Source organism: Niallia sp. RD1, assembly GCF_024219955.1.
Classification (GTDB): domain Bacteria; phylum Bacillota; class Bacilli; order Bacillales; family Cytobacillaceae; genus Niallia; species Niallia alba.
Genome location: NZ_CP100420.1, coordinates 2,082,525 through 2,101,180, shown reverse-complemented (window position 1 = coordinate 2,101,180; position 18,656 = coordinate 2,082,525). Strand labels below are relative to the sequence as shown.

The 18,656-nt window shown below is 35.1% G+C and carries 16 protein-coding genes; 4 read left to right on the top strand and 12 right to left on the bottom strand.

Annotated features, from left to right (window positions below):
• Positions 1–64 precede the first annotated feature (64 nt).
• Positions 65–1,363, top strand: a complete 1,299-nt coding sequence (locus NKG37_RS10030) for an ABC transporter substrate-binding protein (RefSeq protein ID WP_212121063.1) — start codon at positions 65–67, stop codon at positions 1,361–1,363.
• Positions 1,364–1,674: 311 nt separating this feature from the next.
• Here NKG37_RS10030 and NKG37_RS10025 read toward each other — a convergent pair whose 3' ends face one another.
• The 5 genes from NKG37_RS10025 to NKG37_RS10005 form a co-directional block, all read right to left on the bottom strand.
• Positions 1,675–2,844 (bottom strand): 3D domain-containing protein, encoded by a 1,170-nt coding sequence (locus NKG37_RS10025; RefSeq protein WP_254416161.1) that lies wholly within the window; start codon positions 2,842–2,844, stop codon positions 1,675–1,677.
• A gap of 218 nt (positions 2,845–3,062) precedes the next feature.
• Positions 3,063–3,515 carry a GNAT family N-acetyltransferase gene (locus NKG37_RS10020; protein ID WP_254416160.1) on the bottom strand — a complete coding sequence of 151 codons (453 nt, stop codon included), beginning with the start codon at positions 3,513–3,515 and terminating at the stop codon, positions 3,063–3,065.
• Between the two features lie 16 nt (positions 3,516–3,531).
• Positions 3,532–5,472: a GTP-binding protein gene (locus NKG37_RS10015; protein WP_254416159.1), complete on the bottom strand. Its 1,941-nt coding sequence runs from the start codon at positions 5,470–5,472 to the stop codon at positions 3,532–3,534.
• A 288-nt stretch (positions 5,473–5,760) separates the two neighbouring features.
• The gene (locus tag NKG37_RS10010) at positions 5,761–6,192 is read right to left on the bottom strand and encodes a ribosomal maturation YjgA family protein (RefSeq protein ID WP_016202212.1); all 432 of its coding nucleotides are present in this window, start codon (positions 6,190–6,192) and stop codon (positions 5,761–5,763) included.
• A 205-nt stretch (positions 6,193–6,397) separates the two neighbouring features.
• Positions 6,398–6,601 carry a zinc ribbon domain-containing protein gene (locus tag NKG37_RS10005; RefSeq protein ID WP_016202211.1) on the bottom strand — a complete coding sequence of 68 codons (204 nt, stop codon included), beginning with the start codon at positions 6,599–6,601 and terminating at the stop codon, positions 6,398–6,400.
• Between the two features lie 297 nt (positions 6,602–6,898).
• On the opposite strand from NKG37_RS10005, the gene NKG37_RS10000 reads away from it, so the two are divergent.
• Positions 6,899–7,684, top strand: coding sequence for a nitroreductase family protein (locus tag NKG37_RS10000; RefSeq protein ID WP_169187823.1), 786 nt, complete (start codon positions 6,899–6,901; stop codon positions 7,682–7,684).
• A 365-nt stretch (positions 7,685–8,049) separates the two neighbouring features.
• Here the strand turns inward: NKG37_RS10000 and NKG37_RS09995 are convergent, their stop codons facing one another.
• The 3 genes from NKG37_RS09995 to NKG37_RS09985 all read right to left on the bottom strand — a co-directional run bounded on the left by NKG37_RS09995 (position 8,050) and on the right by NKG37_RS09985 (position 12,178).
• Positions 8,050–10,608: an ABC transporter permease gene (locus NKG37_RS09995; protein WP_254416158.1), complete on the bottom strand. Its 2,559-nt coding sequence runs from the start codon at positions 10,606–10,608 to the stop codon at positions 8,050–8,052.
• 13 nt (positions 10,609–10,621) lie between these two features.
• Complete coding sequence (locus NKG37_RS09990) at positions 10,622–11,323, bottom strand: ABC transporter ATP-binding protein (RefSeq protein ID WP_016202208.1); 702 nt, start codon at positions 11,321–11,323, stop codon at positions 10,622–10,624.
• Between the two features lie 627 nt (positions 11,324–11,950).
• Positions 11,951–12,178, bottom strand: coding sequence for a hypothetical protein (locus NKG37_RS09985; RefSeq protein WP_254416157.1), 228 nt, complete (start codon positions 12,176–12,178; stop codon positions 11,951–11,953).
• 177 nt (positions 12,179–12,355) lie between these two features.
• On the opposite strand from NKG37_RS09985, the gene NKG37_RS09980 reads away from it, so the two are divergent.
• Positions 12,356–13,471: an IS4 family transposase gene (locus NKG37_RS09980; RefSeq protein WP_169187985.1), complete on the top strand. Its 1,116-nt coding sequence runs from the start codon at positions 12,356–12,358 to the stop codon at positions 13,469–13,471.
• Between the two features lie 129 nt (positions 13,472–13,600).
• On the opposite strand, the gene NKG37_RS26060 is transcribed toward NKG37_RS09980, so the two are convergent.
• Entirely contained in the window at positions 13,601–14,320 is a 720-nt protein-coding gene (locus NKG37_RS26060; protein WP_302183223.1) for a methyl-accepting chemotaxis protein, read from the bottom strand.
• A 313-nt stretch (positions 14,321–14,633) separates the two neighbouring features.
• Here NKG37_RS26060 and NKG37_RS09970 point away from each other — a divergent pair, with 313 nt between their 5' ends.
• Positions 14,634–15,749, top strand: a complete 1,116-nt coding sequence (locus NKG37_RS09970; RefSeq protein WP_100525938.1) for an IS4 family transposase — start codon at positions 14,634–14,636, stop codon at positions 15,747–15,749.
• 343 nt (positions 15,750–16,092) lie between these two features.
• On the opposite strand, the gene NKG37_RS09965 is transcribed toward NKG37_RS09970, so the two are convergent.
• The 3 genes from NKG37_RS09965 to NKG37_RS09955 all read right to left on the bottom strand — a co-directional run bounded on the left by NKG37_RS09965 (position 16,093) and on the right by NKG37_RS09955 (position 18,645).
• Positions 16,093–17,082, bottom strand: a complete 990-nt coding sequence (locus NKG37_RS09965) for a tRNA dihydrouridine synthase (protein WP_016202206.1) — start codon at positions 17,080–17,082, stop codon at positions 16,093–16,095.
• A gap of 401 nt (positions 17,083–17,483) precedes the next feature.
• The gene (locus NKG37_RS09960; RefSeq protein WP_169187820.1) at positions 17,484–17,975 is read right to left on the bottom strand and encodes a hypothetical protein; all 492 of its coding nucleotides are present in this window, start codon (positions 17,973–17,975) and stop codon (positions 17,484–17,486) included.
• Positions 17,976–18,165: 190 nt separating this feature from the next.
• Positions 18,166–18,645, bottom strand: a complete 480-nt coding sequence (locus NKG37_RS09955) for a hypothetical protein (protein ID WP_169187819.1) — start codon at positions 18,643–18,645, stop codon at positions 18,166–18,168.
• Between the last annotated feature and the right edge of the window lie 11 nt (positions 18,646–18,656).

Sequence of the window (18,656 nt, the reverse complement as noted above, 5' to 3'; positions counted from 1 at the left end):
CTGTGTTCACAAAGCCACCTCTTCCATATAAATAAGATATTTTCTATAAACAGGAGGAAATCAAATGAAGTTTAACAAAATGAAAAAGTATTCCTTATTAACCGGTATCTTATCTGCTTCTCTTCTCTTTGCAAGTGCTTGTTCAAATGAGGGAGCGTCCAGTAATAACGGTTCAAGTAAAAGTGATAAAGTAGTGGTTGACTTGTTTAACGGAAAAGTAGAAATAGCAGATCAGTTAAAAGCATTAACAGACCAATACTCAAAAGAACATCCAGATGTAACCTTTAATATTGAAACAGTCGGTGGTGGAGCAGATGGAACAGCCGCTTTAAAGGCGAAATTCGCCTCCAATACAGCTCCTGATATTTTCGGAAATGGTGGATATCAAGAGGCATTAACTTGGCTTGATAAATTAGAGGATTTGTCGGATCAGCCATGGGTAAAAGATGCCTATGAAAGTGCCTTAGTTCCTATGACAGTGGATGGAAAAATTTATGGTCAGCCAGTTAACCTTGAGGGGTATGGATTTGCCTATAATAAAGCATTATTTGAAAAAGCAGGTATTACGGAATTGCCAACGACATTTTCTGAATTAGAAGCAGCTGCCGAAAAATTAAAAGCTGCTGGAATTACTCCTTTTTCTATCGGTTATGGTGAATGGTGGGTTTTAGCTAACCACGGACTGAATGTACCATTTGCTTATCAAGAGGATGCGGATGCATTTATTAAAGGATTAAATGACGGATCAGCAAAAATCGAAGGTAATGAGCATTTTGACAAGTACTTTGATCTACTGGATTTAACAATTGATTATGGTAATAAAAATTCATTAACAACAGACTATAATACACAAGTAACTTTATTTGCAACTGGTGAGGCCGCAATGATTCAACAAGGTAACTGGATTCAGCCGATGATAGATAAAATTTCTCCTAATTTGGAAGTAGGCTTTATCCCTATGCCATTAAGTGATGATGAAGCACAATCAGATAAACTAATGGTCGACGTACCTACAAACTGGGTTGTTCATAAAGATGCTCCTGAAAAAGATAAAGAAGCAGCACTAGATTTCTTAAACTGGATGGTCACTTCTGATTTTGCAAAAGAATCGATTGTAAAAGAATTTAAATATGTTCCAGCATTTGAAACGATTACTGCAACAGCAGATGATATTGGTCCATTAGGGGCAGAAATTCAAAAATACTCACAGGAAGGCAAAACATACACATGGCAATTTATGAAGTATCCTGATGGGGCTGGTCAAGAGTTCGGCGCAAGTCTTCAAGCATATGTAGGAAAGCAAAAATCACGTGAGGAAACAATGAAAGCATTGGATGAAACATGGGCTAAATTAAAAAAATAATTACTATTCTCGTAAAGGTTGCTATATCCGCAGCCTAAATACTAGACATACACTAATAGATTTTTTATAACGCTCATTCATTTACTAATCTTAACAATTCTTTCAAGATTTATTGATAGTTTTGTCATATATTATTCATAATCTATGGTTATGATATAGATATAGTCATTAAACAGCTTTTTCAAGTCCCCCCTTGAAAATAGACAGTGTTAGGAGTTGCCTAAATAGAAGGCACTCCTCTTTTTTTTCAAAAAAAATAAGACTCTTCACACTAGAGAGTCTAACTAACAAGAAGAAAAGTATCTATTAAATTAATCCAATATCTTAATTTTCACTGTCTTGCGTCCCCAAGCCTTCGCTTTGCTCGTTGATGGCATTAAGACGTCTATTTTATGTCCTTTAATCGCCCCGCCAGTATCTCCTGCAATAGCTTCTCCATAGCCTTCTACCCAAACCTTTGAACCTAATGGAATAACTGCTGGATCGACTGCAATTAATTTCATGTTCTTATTCTTTTTAATATTATATCCAAGTGCTGTAATATCTGATTTTGTATCTTGATGACTATATGCAGTGGCACTTACATAGATAACATCTTTGCTGCTTGAAGATTTATTAGAACTTGGTTTACTAGAAGTTTGTTTGTTGGAAGTTGTTTTATTCGATACACTCGCCACATTATTGGACGTGTTTACCTTTACAACCTCTCTCTTCTTCGCTTCTTCTTGCTCTTTCTTCAATGTGGATTCTGCTTGGCTTATTTGGGCAAGCACTGCACTTTTTTGACTCTCAGCTAATTCTACTTCTTTTGAAACAGAAGCAAATTTTTTCTGTACAGCCGAAACAGCTTCTTGTCTTTTAGCAAGATTTTGTTGCAATTCGTTTTGAGTAACAGCTAATTGATCATACTGTCCTGTTAATTCTTCTTCTTGCTGATCAATCGCTAGCTTCTCTTCTTCAATTTTTTGAAGATCTGCTTGCTGCTGCTCTAATATATCTTTATCACCATCAAAAATCAGGGAAATAGCTGTTGCCCTGCTAATAAAGTCAGCGAAGTCTTTTGCATTCAACAGTACTTCTAAAACGACATTCGTTTGGTCTGTATTCTGCAAGGAAACTAGACGATCTTTCATAACGTCTTTACGTGCTAATACTTTATCTTCTAAAACAACAATTTCTTCTTTCTTTTTCTCTATTTGTTGTTGCGTTACTTCAATTTTCGCTTGCAGGTTAGCTATTTTTTCTTTATTTTGTTGCATTACTGTTTCAACAGATTTTAACTCATCTTGAACAGCTTCCAACTCTTTTAAAGTTTTTTGCTTTTCTGCTTCTTTTTCATTAATCAATTGCTGATTTTGATTCAATTGATTTTTTGCTTTGTTAAGTGTTTCTTGACTCGTTTCTGCTTGTACCACAATCGCCGATGTCAAAAAGATGACACTACTTAGCGAAATGGCCATTAGTTTTTTTAAGGAACGCATCTAAAAACCCCTTTCTCTATTGTTATAACACATGAAAGAGGTTTCTAAATTACAATTCTATTAAAATAATAAGTCATTCACTTTAAAATTAGTTTACAAGCAACCTAGCAAATATCGTACATTTACTAGAATTCCGTAGGGTTCGAAGGGAAAATCACACTTTGTTACCTTTGTAATAAATCTGTTAATTACTAATATTTATCTTTTTCTAAAATGGATTATATATCCTGTGTGAGCCTAATCATATCGATACACTGAATACCATTTTCATAGATTTCTTCTTCATAGTGTTTGAGAAAAAAATCTTTATCAATTCGATTCATCCGAAACCCGCATTTTTGATAGAGAGCAAGCTGAGAAATGCTGCTATTTCCAGTCCCTACTTCTATTCTTTTATATCTTAGGTTTCTTGCCTCCTCAATCGCATGCATAACTAACATTTTCCCTAAGCCTTTTCCTTGATAGATTTCGGCAACTGCTAGATTGATCAATTCTATTGTTTCTTCCCTAATTGGCAATAAAACATATACACCACTGATTCGATCTCCATCTTCTGCAATATAGCAAAGGCCCTTTTTAAGATATTCTTTTAATAAATTCTCAGATGGATCTGCTAATAATAATAAATCAAAAGGAGGATTCTCCTCTTCTCTTAGCTTGCGAATTTTCATCATCCGCTCATCCTTTCTATAAACAATGCATCATTTCCTCTGCTTCCTCCCATGGAACCGTAAATCCTGCACCTTTTGCACAGAAAATCGATGAGGATGTATACGCTGGATCCGCATTTTTATCATAGCCTAGTCTATCGATTACTTCTTGTTCGTTATGACAAGGAAAATAACCCGCAAATGTTAAGGAAAGCTGTCCTTTTCCTTGTGTAAAAGAAGCAAGGATTGTGCTATATTCCATAAATGTAGCAACTGGGACCTTTCCAGTAATCATTGCTTTGTTATCTACTGTTTCGGGCGTGTCAAATGTTCCATGAGCCATTTGTACATCTGCCAAAACCTTGCCCATTTGTTCGATATCCACCTTTATTTTTAAAAAATAGTAAGGCTCTAATAAACGATTCTGTGCTTTTTCCAATCCTTGACGCAATGCACGAAAAGTCGCTTCCCGAAAATCACCGCCATGTGTATGTTTATTATGGGCTCTCCCAGTCAAAAGAGTCACTTTTACGTCTGTTAAAGTAGACCCTGTTAAAAGCCCATGATGATCACGCTCAAACAGATGCTGACGTATAAGATTTTGGTTAGCTATTGATAAATCATCGCTATGACATGCACTCTCAAAAGTAATACCTTCATTTCTTTTTCCTGGCTCTAACTGAAGATGTACTTCAGCATAATGGCGTAATGGTTCAAAGTGTCCGTACCCAATAGTTTTTGTTTCTATCGTTTCTTTATACAATATTTCAGGTTGATCAAAGTTCACCTGTAAAGAAAATCTTTCTAATACAATTTCCTGAAGAACCTCTAACTGTATTTTTCCCATCACGTGTAAGTGAATATTTTGCTGTTTTTCTTCCCATGTTACTTGAAGAGATGGATCCTCTGCTTCTAATATCCGAAAAAACTTAAGTGCGTCCTTTTTATTTATTCCCGCTTCAAATACTACTTTTGAACGAAGAGTTGGCACCAATTCATACACTGCCTTTTCCTGCATCTCTCCGACTCCATCTCCTACAACTGCATTTGTAAGACCTGTTACCGCAAACAACTCTCCAGCCAAGCCTTCGTTTACTTGTTGAAATTGATTACCGTTATATTTACGTATTTGTGTGATTTTCTCTACCTCACCATTTCCATACGTAAGTTCCTCTCTCACATGCAGCGTACCGCTAATTGCTTTTAAAAAGGTAATTCTCGTTCCTGCCTCATCATAACGAATTTTATAAACCATTCCTGCAAAAGGTTCATCCTTTGTGTAAGACGTCTTTGTTAATTGATCAAAACGATCGAAAAATTCTTTTATACCATTATCCTGTAAGGCTGAACCATAAGCATAAGGATAAAGGCGGGAAGAAACAATCATTTCTTGCATCTTTTCCATCCACAATGCTGATTGATAGCCTTTATCCATATAGTAATCAAGGAGCTCCTCATCTCGTTCTGCAATAAATTCGATGAGTTCTTCTGACATTCCACTGTCATTAAACGAGGAAATATCACATGCATCTATAGTGAATTGAGAACGAATTTCTTCCAGGACATGCTGTACAGCTGCTCCAATCCGATCCATTTTATTGATAAAGAAAAAAGTGGGAATCTGATGTTTTTTTAATAAATTCCACACCGTTTCGGTATGTCCTTCGATTCCTTCTACTGCACTAATAATAATAATGGCAAAGTCCATTACTTGAATCGCTCTTTCCATTTCTGGAGAAAAATCTACATGCCCAGGAGTATCAATTAAATAATAGGTAGAATCGCCATATTCAATAATGCCTTGGTCAGCAAATACAGTAATCCCTCGTTGTTTTTCAATTAGATGGCTATCTAAAAAGGCATTTTGATGATCTACACGACCACGTTTTTTTATACTATTTGTATGATAAAGAAGCTGTTCGGAAAAAGTGGTTTTTCCTGCATCAACATGTGCTAATATTCCCATTGTCTTATTCATTTTGAAAGCGACTCCTATTTTTTATATCTATTATAAAGTAAATGAAGAATATTATAGTGAATTTGCAAGAAATAACAAAAAAATAGTCTGTTATGGAATGAGGGCACTGAAAAACTGGCTAGTTAATGATGATGGACAATAGCCACTTTTTAAACATAAGATGATAGATTTGTTTTCCGAGACGTCCGCTCGCTTTCCATGGGACGAGCGGACGCCTCTCCAAACCACCCTTATTTTCACTTTCAAATATGCTTGCTCTTCATTTCACACGAAAAAAAAAAGACTTTTTTAGTGTTCTCTTATGGAATTACCATGTTTTTTCAAAAGCAAAAATTTGTCTAATAGTCCAGCTAATAATATCCCTAATAAATAGCGGATTAGATCGATTAGAAGGAATCCCCTTCCTAAAATTAACGCACCAATTGTTGTATTACGAAGATCATTTATCCAATCCGCTTGATACAATTGACTGCATTCGATTCCAAAACTAAATAGGAGACTCATTATTCCGGCAAAAAGGAGACTTTTTCTTATCAAAAGAAACCGAAAACCAAAATATACCATCATCACCCAAAGCATATCCCCCGAATTCTCTGCGATAAAAGTAGGAAGATGATTACTGAATCTTCTGGAGGAAAGTCCTAACAATACCATAAGCAAGGCAGAAACTATATAAATTAATCGATGTATTTTTCTACTAATTTCTTTTAAAGGCTTCATTTTTGTCACTCGCAAATTTAGATTTTATTTAATGGCTGTTTTCGTAAAGTTTGTTGCGATTACCCGCAGCCTGAATAATTTTTCCTATTGAAAAAACATAATCTTTTAGAAACCAGCTAAAATAAAGAGACCCCTTCAAATATGATTGGTCTCCCGGATGGAATTATTTAAATAACTCTCTATTCGTAATTAGTCTCGTGTTCACTTACCCTAAAAATAAATCTAAAATATTGGACCCTTTTGATGTTTGTTTGTTATAAAACTCTGAGTATCCACATTTCTTGCAAAAGACAACCGTAAATGTATTATGCTGAATATCCATTAGCTTTGATAAACCTGTTCCTGTCATTGCTACATCTTTTGTTCCTACATCTGTTCCACCGCATTTTATACAGCCTTTACTTTCCATCCTTAACACTCCTTTTTCTTTGGAATATTTACTTCTTCGTATTATTTTTTTCGTTTTATATCTTCCTTTATTATTACGAATTAAACTGGATTTAGTTTCATTTCTATTTTTTCAAATAGTGATTAATCATATTCAAAAGTTTGCCTAGCTTTTCCCAGAAATCGATTTTCGAGAAAAGCACTAATTTATCTTTCCATTTAACTACATACACTGAGTAGAATTATTTACATTTTTAGAGGATTTTCGCGCGCAAAATGGAACTTTATAATGATGAAAAAACAAATTAGGGGTGATTGTTTGGAATTAAAAGATGTTATCCACGGGCATAGATCGATTCGGAAATATGAAGATAAGGAGGTAAGTCAAGAGTTGCTGGAGGAAATATTAGATGCAGGCATTCGTGCTTCATCCAGTGGCAATATGCAGTCTTATTCGATTGTCGTTACCAAAGATAAAGAACGGAAGAACAAATTGTACAGCGCCCATATGGACCAATCCATGGTTGTTGATGCACCTATCCTACTAACATTTTGTGCTGATTTTAATCGAATGAGGAAATGGCTTTCCCTTAATGAGGCTCCTGTACATTTTGATAATTTTATGAGCTTTATGATAGGAGCCATTGATGCAACCTTAGTATCACAAAACTGTGCATTAGCAGCGGAAAATGCGGGACTTGGTATTTGCTATATGGGCTCCACCCTTGCCAATTGCGATCAAATTGGCAAACTATTAAATTTACCTGCAAATGTTGTACCTGTTGTTGGTTATTCTTTAGGATATCCAGCAGAAAATCCAGCCCCACGTGATCGACTGCCAAGAAATGGACTTGTTCACTATGATACCTATCAAGACTATTCCGACCAAGAAATACTGGAAATCTATAAAGAACGAGACGAAAAAGGCTGGAATCGCTATATGGACGTCCCTCACCTTAAAGAAATGACAGAACGATTAGGACTGAAAAACCTTGCTCAAATCTATACGATTGCTAAATATACGAAAGAATCTCATCACGAATTTTCACAGACGGTGCTGAATTACTTGAAAGAACAAAACTTTATGGATAATGGGGAAAGATGAACAATCTCTTATTTAGTAGCGAAACCAATTTGTTCCATCGCACTACAGACAATCGCTTTCCACAGGGAGCAACCTAAGCCTCCGCCTGTGGGGTCTTAGGTTTTGCTCTACTTTCCACAGGAGCGAAGTGACGAACCCCATGGAAAGCGAAGTGTATTCAGTCTACTGGTGATACCCACAAATCTTCTTTCTTAAAATGAATAAAAAATCCAAACAATTATACGGAAGTTTTATTTTCATCTACGTATAATTGTTCGAGTTTATATTTGGTTGGAATACTAATGTCCCTCGTTCGTAAAATATAAAGACCCTATTCGCAGTATTTTCATACGAAATAGGGTCTCTATATTTTTTAGTATTACTTTTTATTCATTTGACTTAAGCGCATCAATCATATTGATATGTTTTAACTTAAAGTGTGCAATGCCAATTACTAAGAAATTAAAAAACAGTGTAATTAGCCCGGCATAAACGAAACTAGACCAATGAATAGTTAACGGAAAAACAATGTTCCCACTCTCGGCAGTAGTTAAAATAAACCTGTGTAAGTACGTTCCCACCATGAAACCTAATAATATTCCTAATAATGAAAGAACCATACTTTCTCTCATCACATAAGATGTTACTTCTTTATTATAGAAACCTAACACCTTAATAGTCGATAATTCTCGAATACGTTCTGAAATATTAATATTAGTAAGATTATATAATACTACCAGTGCCAGAGCCCCAGATAATATAATCATGATCATTACCACCGAATTTAAGGAACCAAATTGCTGAATTCCGCCACTTTCTTTAAAGAAACTAACATTTTTCACATCTGAATTTTCAAGCAAGCTCGTTGTCAGGTTTTTTTGTTCAGATGCTGATAACTTTTTCGTTTTTATTAAAACAGATGTTGGCTCGTAGTCTCCAAAAAGTTCTTCATAATAAGTTGGAGCAATATACATAAAATGTCCTGCATAATTTTTTACAATGCCCACTACTCTTATTTTGACTGTTTTACTATCTTTATTAATAGATAATGTATCACCATTTTCGACATTCATATCCTTCGCCAGCTTCTGCGTAATTAGAGCTCCAACTTCCGGCAAAACAGTTACCCTATTTTTATTTACATCATGTAATGATACATAATTGTTGAATTTCTCCGTACGGCTAGGTGAAATCATACTTACTGTCTGTGAGCTACGCGTTTTATTTTTTACACTTACTGATTCCACAACCGCATTCATTTCCTCAGTAATGAGGGAAGAATGTGTAAGTGCTGTCGGACGATCCATCGTAACGATACCCTGATAGTGAAGAATTTCACTAAACTGCTTAGGCTGTAAATCTTCAATTGAGTTCTTAATACCATAGCCAGCAAGAATCAATCCAGTACACCCAGAGATCCCGACAATTGCCATAATCATTCGCGATTTATACCGAAACAGATTACGATAACTTACTTTTTGATTAAAGTTTAGTCTGTTCCATAGAGGAGTAATTCGTTCAAGCAAGATTCGCTTACCAGATTTAGACGCTCTTGGTCTCATAAGTGTTGACGGTTTCTCTCTAAGATCTTTCCATAATACATAGAGTGCTGATCCTAATGTAGCAAATAATCCTGCAATAAGGGCTTGAACTATATAATTCCAGTGATATTGGCCAACAAAGGTTGGAATATTATACTCTTCAAAAAGATGAAAGATAAAAGGGGGAAGCGTTTTTGTACCAATAACTGTACCTAACCCCACACCAAGAACTCCTGCTAAGAGTGTATAAATAATATATTTCTGGGCTATTTCTATTTTCTTATATCCTAGAGCCTTCAGAGTACCGATTTCTCCGCGGTTTTCTTCTACCATTCGCGACATCGTTGTAAAAGTAACGAGCACTGCGATAAATAAGAAGAATGCTGGGAAAATACCTGCGATAGCGGTAATGCTTGTCGCACTATCGAAATAGTCCTGATACCCAGGATTGGAAGATCGAGTCTGGAAGTAATATACTGGCTCTTCCATTGTCTCCACTTCTGCTATTTTTTCGTCAATGTCATTTTCCAGTTTATTTAATTTCTCACTCTCAGCATCTAGTGAAGAAAGATCCGCACCGCTTTGCATTTTTGCTAATTCTACCTGTTCTTTTCCCTGCTCGATTTCTTGTAAATTAGCATATAGAGTTTCTTTTGCTTTTGTTTGAATTTCCTCTAATCGTTTTTCCGGTCTGTCAGCGTAAAGCTGCTCTACCTTTGAAACATTTTCATCTAAAACGCTAGTATATTCACTACTATCAGCAACTAGGTTCTCTGTATCTAAAAACTTAATGAATAACTGACTGTATACATCTTGCGAAAATGCAGCTTCTGGAATATAAGCAAAATAATCAATATTCCCATTTCCACTATCAGTGGTTCCCCGATCAGAAGTACTTAAATAAAGCGGAGAGTTCACGAATCCAACAATAGTGAAAGTTTTATTTTCAATTTCTGGAGAATTGATTTTATACTCTTCTCCCAACTTAAAACCGAATTCTTTGGCTTTATAATCTAACACTATTTCTTGATTAGATTTTGGTAAATCCCCTTCTATGACTTTCCATTTATTCAGGTTGGCATCATTTGAATAAGAAAGAATTTGTACCAATTCTTCTTTATTTTTTTCATAGGTGGCTGAAAATCCTGCCTCTACAACCAGATTTTCTTCCTTTTGAAGTATCTGCACATCCTCTTCTGTTAACCCCATGGTCGAGATAATTTGTAAATCTGCTAAATGATAGTTATTTACATAAGAACTTGCAGAATTACTTAAATCTGGACCAGTTGATCGAACTCCCACAAAAAGCATCGTACCAAGGAGAATAATTAAAATGATTGAAATAAATTTCCCTTTCGAACTGCTTATTTCTTTAAATGATGATTTAAGATAAACATTTATCATTTTTCACACCTACTTACCATTCGATTGAATCAACAGATACGGGGTTAGGGTTTAGTTCGATGGACCGAACTTTGGCATCATTGATTTTAATGACTTTATCTGCCATTGGTGCTAATGCAGAATTATGGGTGATAATAATAACAGTAGTTCCAGTACGGCGTGAAGTTTCTTGCAGTAGTTTTAATACTTGTTTTCCCGTTGTATAATCCAATGCTCCTGTAGGTTCATCACATAGTAAAAGTTTAGGATTTTTCGCCAAGGCCCTTGCAATAGCCACTCTTTGCTGTTCTCCGCCAGATAATTGTGCCGGAAAATTGTCCAAACGATTACCCAGTCCCACCTGTTCGAGTGTTGTAACCACATCTAAAGAATGAGGAGAAACTTGTGAAGCTAATTCAACATTTTCCTTAGCCGTTAAGTTAGGCACTAAATTATAGAACTGAAAAACAAAACCAACTTCCGTTCTTCGATACTCCGTTAATTGGCGCTCACTATAGTTAGCAATATCTTGTCCCTCAATTAAAATTTGTCCCTCATCGGGTTGATCCATGCCTCCTAAAATGTTTAATACAGTAGATTTTCCTGCCCCACTTGGACCAAGAATAACAACCAATTCACCTTTTTCAATTTCAAAGCTAATATCATCATTAGCAACGATAACATTATCGCCTAAATGATACCGTTTCGATTCGTTTTTAACTTTTAAAAATGCCATAGGACAATCCCTTTCTATCTTTATATGACCAACGATGTAAAGCTTTCTAGTACTATAGGTTAAAACTAGAAACTAAATATGCCTTTTTTCCTATATCATCATAAGAATATTATATCATCCGCATGTATCTAATCAAACAAAGCAAATAAAGTGAAACTTCCATCAGTGGGTTTTTCCTTCCTCCCCCACTGATCGTTAGTTGAATCAATCGGACCTTTACGGACAGTTGATCTCCCACCTATCTTCCTCGTATTCTCATAAGCTTACAGTTGAGTCTTACTGTCCGTTAAGAGTGGGATAAACACGCAATACTTCTAGATAGCTTCTTCTAAGAGAAGCGTAAAACATAAGAAAACTTCCATCCGTTTTTCTTTCTCATCCCCACTATTACTGAACTCTTTTTATATAAAATAGTAATACTTCTTAAAAAGAATTAAATCTGCCTTCCGGATGAAATTCACTAATTATTTATAAACTTCAATTCCATATAAAATCAAAGCCACCCATGCTGCGGAATGTATGAGTGGCTTTGATTTAAACATGTTAGATTCTATAATTAGTTATCTATCTTACTTTTTTTCTACTGATTTCAGAGATTACCCTAAAGTAGAAATCCCCCAGATAAATTTATGATTCTTCCTTTGAAAAACCCTTTACTTTCTCTACACCTTCTAATAACTTTTTGCCAACAACATCGGCATCATCAATGTGCTGAATAATAACTTGTTTTATTTCATCAAATAGATTAGTAGTTTGACTAAACTTTTCTATTACTTCTTCGTTAGAGTTTTTTTGGTGTTCAATTTCTTCCAGTAACTTCTTCATATCTAATTGAACCTGCGTAATTATTTCCATTAATCGATTGATATGTTTTTTTGTTAGAGAACTTAACTCACTAGTGTTGCATTAATTTAAATTCACTATTAAAAATACTCAAAATGTTCAATATATTATTTTGCGCAAAGAAAAAGTCCTTTATAATGGATTAGTCAGGTGGTAACCCGTCCAAATCCACTAAAAAAGGACCATCACATGGACAAGATTACACGAAAAACTTCATTTGGACAATGGTTTTCACCTATAAATCTTCAATTATTTGAAGAAAACGTGAAAACGATGAAATTAGATTACTATACGAAAAAATTAACGACAGAGTCATTTCTAAAATTACTACTTTTTGCGCAGCTACAAGAAATTGAAAGTCTGCATGCGCTGGGTGATTGTCTTTTCGATGACCAGCTTCAAAAAGGGATAGACCTTGATTCTATTAGTATTTCTCAGTTGTCACGGCGGTTAAACGGCATAAACCCTGATCTATTTCAAAGGCTTTTCCTTGATTTAGTGTCACAAATTCATGCCAAAACGCATTACACGAAACTCGTGATGCCGTTAAAAATCATTGATTCAAGCACATTGCCACTTAATTTGACCAATCATAAATGGGCTAAATTCCGCAAAACAAAAGCAGGTGTAAAGTTACATTTGCGCCTTGTGTTTATGGAAAAGGGTATATCCTATCCTGAAAAGGCCGTTATGACAACGGCAAAAGAACATGACCGTGGTCAGCTTGAAATCATGGTGGATGACAAGGAATGCATGTATGTGTTTGACCGTGGTTATCTAGACTACGAGCGCTTTGATCGCATGACTGATGATGGCTACTTCTTTCTTTCACGGCTACGCAAAAATGCAGTCATACGGAACGTTTACGATTTTAAGCTACCCAAGGATACAGCTGTTTTATCAGACCAAATGGTGTTGATAGGTACGACTCAAAACCGTGCTGAAAATTACTTTCGGCTTCTAAAAGTGATGGACTCAAAAGGAAATGAACTTCATTTAATTACAAATCGTTTTGATTTAAGCGCCGAAGAAATTTCAGAAATGTATAAATCACGGTGGGCAATTGAGCTGTTTTTTAAATGGATCAAACAACATCTCAGCATCAAAAAGTTCTACGGTCAAAGCGAATGGGCGATTCAAAATCAAGTATTTATCGCACTAATTGTTTTTTGCCTACATGTTCTCGTGCAAATCGAGACCAGAAGCAAGCGAAAAACCTTACAGATTAGCCGTTATCTAAGGGCTGCATTGTGGAAACCAGCGAATGTTTGGCTTCGAAAGATTGAAGGAAAAGCCATCCCTTAAATATGCAAATTGTCGTCGTTGCAAAAGTCTAATTGTAAATAAATTTCCAAATGGATGGGGCCACCTTTGATTGGGTATTTACTTTTTTGCCTCTAAACAGGGAAGGTGAGTAAACTGAAAATTATGACACTATTTATGCAACACTAGTGAACTTAACTGAATTCCTTCATCTACTAAACTGGCATTTTTTTCATTATTTTTAAAAGCATCTGTCATTTCAGTTTGAATTTGCTTAATTAAGCTTGAAATAATGCTTGTACTTTGATTAGTAGTTTCGGCAAGCTTTCTTACTTCATTTGCTACCACTACAAACCCTTTGCCATTTTCCCCTGCTCTTGCTGCTTCAATGGAAGCATTTAATGCAAGCAGATTTGTTTGTTGAGAAATTTGCTCAATCACAGACACAATATGTTCAATTTCTTTAGAACTTTCACTTAGTTTCTTCATACTTATAAACGTATTTTGAGATTGTTTCCCTAAATCATTAATTAATGTTAAAACATCCTCTACTGCCTTTTCCCCATCTGTGGATAAGCCCACCATTTCTTCGGTTGAATTCATTAGATGGTTACCATTATTTAAAATAATGTTAGAAACGTCATTTGACTGCTTGGTGCTTTTCTCCACTTTCGTAAACTCTTTTAATAACGCTTGTACCATCTCATCTAGAACATTATGCTGATCATTAACAATTTCATGTTGCTCAATGGTATTTAGTAATTCTATATGCAAATGATTTAAAAAGAGCTGAAATTTATTTTCTCTTTCATCTAATTTATTATTTAACTCTTCTATTTTCTTTTTTAAGAGATCTATTTCTTCTGTTCTTCTTGTAAGTAACTGAAACACTCGCTACACCTCATCTTTATATACTAGTGGCGATTAGCTTATCATTTCGCATCCCCACATCTTCAAATTGAATTTTGCCTCAAACAATCGTACTTCTAATCTATTTAAACATCACATTGTGCAATTTTACACAAACTATAATTTTATAGTACCAATTAATTATATAAAATACTACACTAGTGTTGCGTTAATTTAATTTAACTATTAAAAATACTTGAAATGTTCAATTTTATCATTTTATGCAAAGAAAAAGTCCTTTATAATGGATAAGTTAGGTGGTAACCCGTCCAAATCCACTAAAAAGGACTATCGCATGGACAAGATTACACGAAAAACTTCATTTGGACAATGGTTTTCACCAATAAATCTTCAATTATTTGAAGAAAACGTGAAAACGTTGAAATTAGATTTCTATACGAAAAAACTAACGACAGAGTCATTTCTAAAATTATTACTTTTTGCGCAGCTAGAAGAAGTCGAAAGTCTGCATGCGCTGAGCGATTGTCTTTTCGATGATCAACTGCAAAAGGGCATTGATCTTGATTCTATCAGTATTTCCCAACTCTCACGCCGTTTAAATGGCATGAATCCAGACTTATTCCAAAAGCTTTTCCTTGATTTAGTTTCACAAATTCATGCCAAAACGCACAACACGAAACTTGTGATGCCATTAAAAATCATTGATTCAAGCACATTGCCTCTCAATTTGACTAATCATAAATGGGCAAAATTCCGCAAAACAAAAGCGGGTGTTAAATTGCACTTACGCCTTGTGTTTATGGAAAAAGGTATATCCTATCCCGAAAAGGCCATTATGACAACGGCCAAAGAACATGACCGCGGTCAGCTTGAAGTAATGGTTGATGACAAGGAATGTATGTATGTGTTTGACCGTGGTTACTTAGACTACGAACGCTTTGATCGGATGACAGATGACGGCTACTTTTTCCTTTCTAGGCTGCGAAAAAACGCAGTCATACGGGAGGTTTACGATTTTAAACTACCCGAGAATACATCTGTTTTGTCGGATCAAATGGTGTTGATTGGTACGACGCAAAACCGTGCCGAAAATTACTTTCGTCTTCTAAAAGTGATTGATTCAAAAGGAAATGAGCTTCATTTAATCACAAATCGTTTTGATTTAAGTGCTGAAGAAATCTCAAAGATGTATAAATCACGCTGGGCGATTGAGTTATTTTTCAAATGGATTAAACAACATCTCCATATCAAAAAGTTTTACGGCCAAAGCGAATGGGCAATTCAGAATCAAGTGTTTATCGCACTTATTGTTTTTTGCCTGCATGTTCTCGCACAAATCGAGACAAAAAGTAAACGAAAAACCCTACAAATTAGCCGATATTTACGGGCAGCTTTGTGGAAACCAGCACATATTTGGCTTCGAAAGATTGAAGGAAAAACCATTCCTTAATAAACAAATTGTCGTCGTCTCTTAAGTCTAATTGTAAAAAATTTCCAAATGGATGGATCCACCTTTAGTTGGGTATTTACTTTTTTGGCTCTTAACAGGGGACATATTTAAACTGAATATTCTAACAACATTTATGCAACACTAGTGAAAATACTATTATTTAGTAATAATTTCACAATGAGTATGGAGTAATTACTAGGCATTTGTTCACAAATTATTCATATAGTGAGAAATAACTATGATGATATTGACTCCCATCGAAAATGTGTATTTTCCCTATAAAAATTGGCTGGCATAAATCCGGTTCCATACCGCATTCATGCCAGCCAACTACTGTTAATTATTATTCTCCTGTCCCCATCGTATCCATGTTTTTTGACTCAAAGTCATCAAGCATTGCACGTACCTCATCTGATGACTGTGTACTCATCAATTGATTTCTCAATTCACTCGCCCCTCTAAAGCCTTTGACATAGATCTTAAAAAAGCGATGAAGAGCTTTGAAGGAACGTGTCTCTAATTCCTTTGAATATTTATCATGGAGATCAAGATGCAATCTTAAAAGATCAAGCAATTCTTTACTGCTATGATCTTTTGGTTCTTTTTCAAAGGCAAATGGATTTTTAAAAATACCGCGTCCAATCATAACTCCATCCACACCATATTGTTCAGCGAGCTTCAAGCCAGTTTGACGATCAGGAATATCCCCATTAATCGTTAAAAGTGTATCTGGTGCAATACGATCACGAAGTTTTTTAATCTCTGGAATCAATTCCCAATGCGCATCTACTTGACTCATTTCCTTTCTTGTTCGCAAATGAATAGAAAGATTAGCAATTCCCTGTTCCAATATATGTGTTAGCCAGTCCCGCCACTCTTCTATCTCTGTATAACCAAGCCTTGTTTTCACACTTACAGGTAGCCCACCCGCTTTTGCAGCTTGTACTATTTCTGCAGCCACTTCGGGACGGAGGATAAGCCCGCTTCCCTTCCCCTTGGATGCCACATTCGGTACTGGACAGCCCATATTGATATCGATGCCTTTAAACCCAAGCTCTGCCATACCAATACTCATTTGCCGAAAATATTCTGGCTTGTCTCCCCATATATGTGCAACGATTGGTTGTTCATCTTCTGTAAAAGTTAAACGTCCACGCACACTTTGGGTTCCCTCTGGATGACAATAACTTTCCGTATTTGTAAATTCGGTAAAATATACATCCGGTCTAGCTGCTTCACTGACTACATGGCGAAAAACTACATCGGTCACTTCTTCCATTGGTGCTAGTACAAAAAATGGTCGTGGCAAATCACGCCAAAAATTATCTATCATATTCAAACTCAAATCCTCTCATTATGGATATAAGGTCAACCTTCTTGATATTTAACACTTATATCATGATTAAAAGTTATATCAAGCTATCGTATACTTTGACCATTTATAAGGTGAAACTTACATCTTAGCCAAAATAGTTTAGCAATACTTCAACATCTGAATCCCATGAAATTCTCTTCAAATCAATTCCGTCTTCTATATTAAAAGGCTTTATTTCCTCTGTCAAATCAGCAAATACCTATTTTGATGATCTTAAAATAGTATAATGCTCAAAAAGGCTTTAGTGATTACATGTACATGCTTACGATTGATAGTTAAAAGCCCTTCTCAAAAGCTGAGAGGGCTTTATCTTATACCGTTATATTAATCCCAAAATTGTAGGTCTTGAATATCTAATATTAATCTTCTGACCGTATCTCGCTAATTAAACGGTAGTGAAATGGAAGAACAAAATAATAAATAACAAAGTATACCGGAACACTAAATAGTAAATTCCATTTTTTATATTCCATAAAACCAGAAGCATGGCATGTCCACTCGATGAATAAAGATATTATTAAGAAAATTACTGTTAATATAATCTTTTTTTCTCTACTAAACATATTCAAAAATAGAACTGCTAATGATGAGGGAATAAAAGTATACGTTAACATTTCTGCAAAACCAGTTACTGACGCATCTCCAAAATCCACTAAATCTAAAAACACTCCAAAAATGCTATTCGAAATCCAAGTAAGCAATCCTATTACACCGTAAGTATAATATATCTGTAACCAGTTGAGTTTTTGTTTTGGTATTAATAATACTACCAAGACTAAGATTACTGTCCATGCAATAGGACACCAAATTCCTTTGGCATGTATATCTAAATTTTTTATTATTTCATCCATAATCACACCTCTTTTTTCATAGTATTAGTTGTGTTTTACAACTCTATTCCTACGGATAAAAACCCCACTCCGAAGAGCAGGGCTTGTAAGGTAAACATCCTGATTTTTTATATTTTTCCCAATTGATTTAAGTATTTAATATAGTCTCTTCCTTTGTCATACAATGATTTAGACATAACTCTGCACATTTTTATTCAGCTGTTCTCACAAACGTTTTATAATACTTTAACAATATAAAAAGCAGTATTGGATCTACTAATATTGATAATCCTAAATTCCACCACCCGTAATTAAAGTATCCCCACGGTTCCGGCAGAAGTGTTATTACTTCATAAGCCACAATAAAAATCTCCCAATAAAGAAAATAAAATACTTTCTCTTTAATCGAGTTGTTATATGGGTACCAATTTAAAAACAAAATATTCACAGGAGGTACTAATAATGCTAAAGGAAGAAACGCGTACACATCCACGTTTGGAGTAAAATACCAATACGCTCTATATTTCAAATTAATATAAAGTTCAGACATTGTTTGAAAAGCGACGGTAAACATCCAAATATGGGCAATTTGATTTTTATTCAGTAATTTATTTACTTTAAAACATGCTATATTAAACACGAAAATTGCAAGCAATAGACCAAACATAAAAAATCCTTTTTGTTTTATCATGCGATATGTTC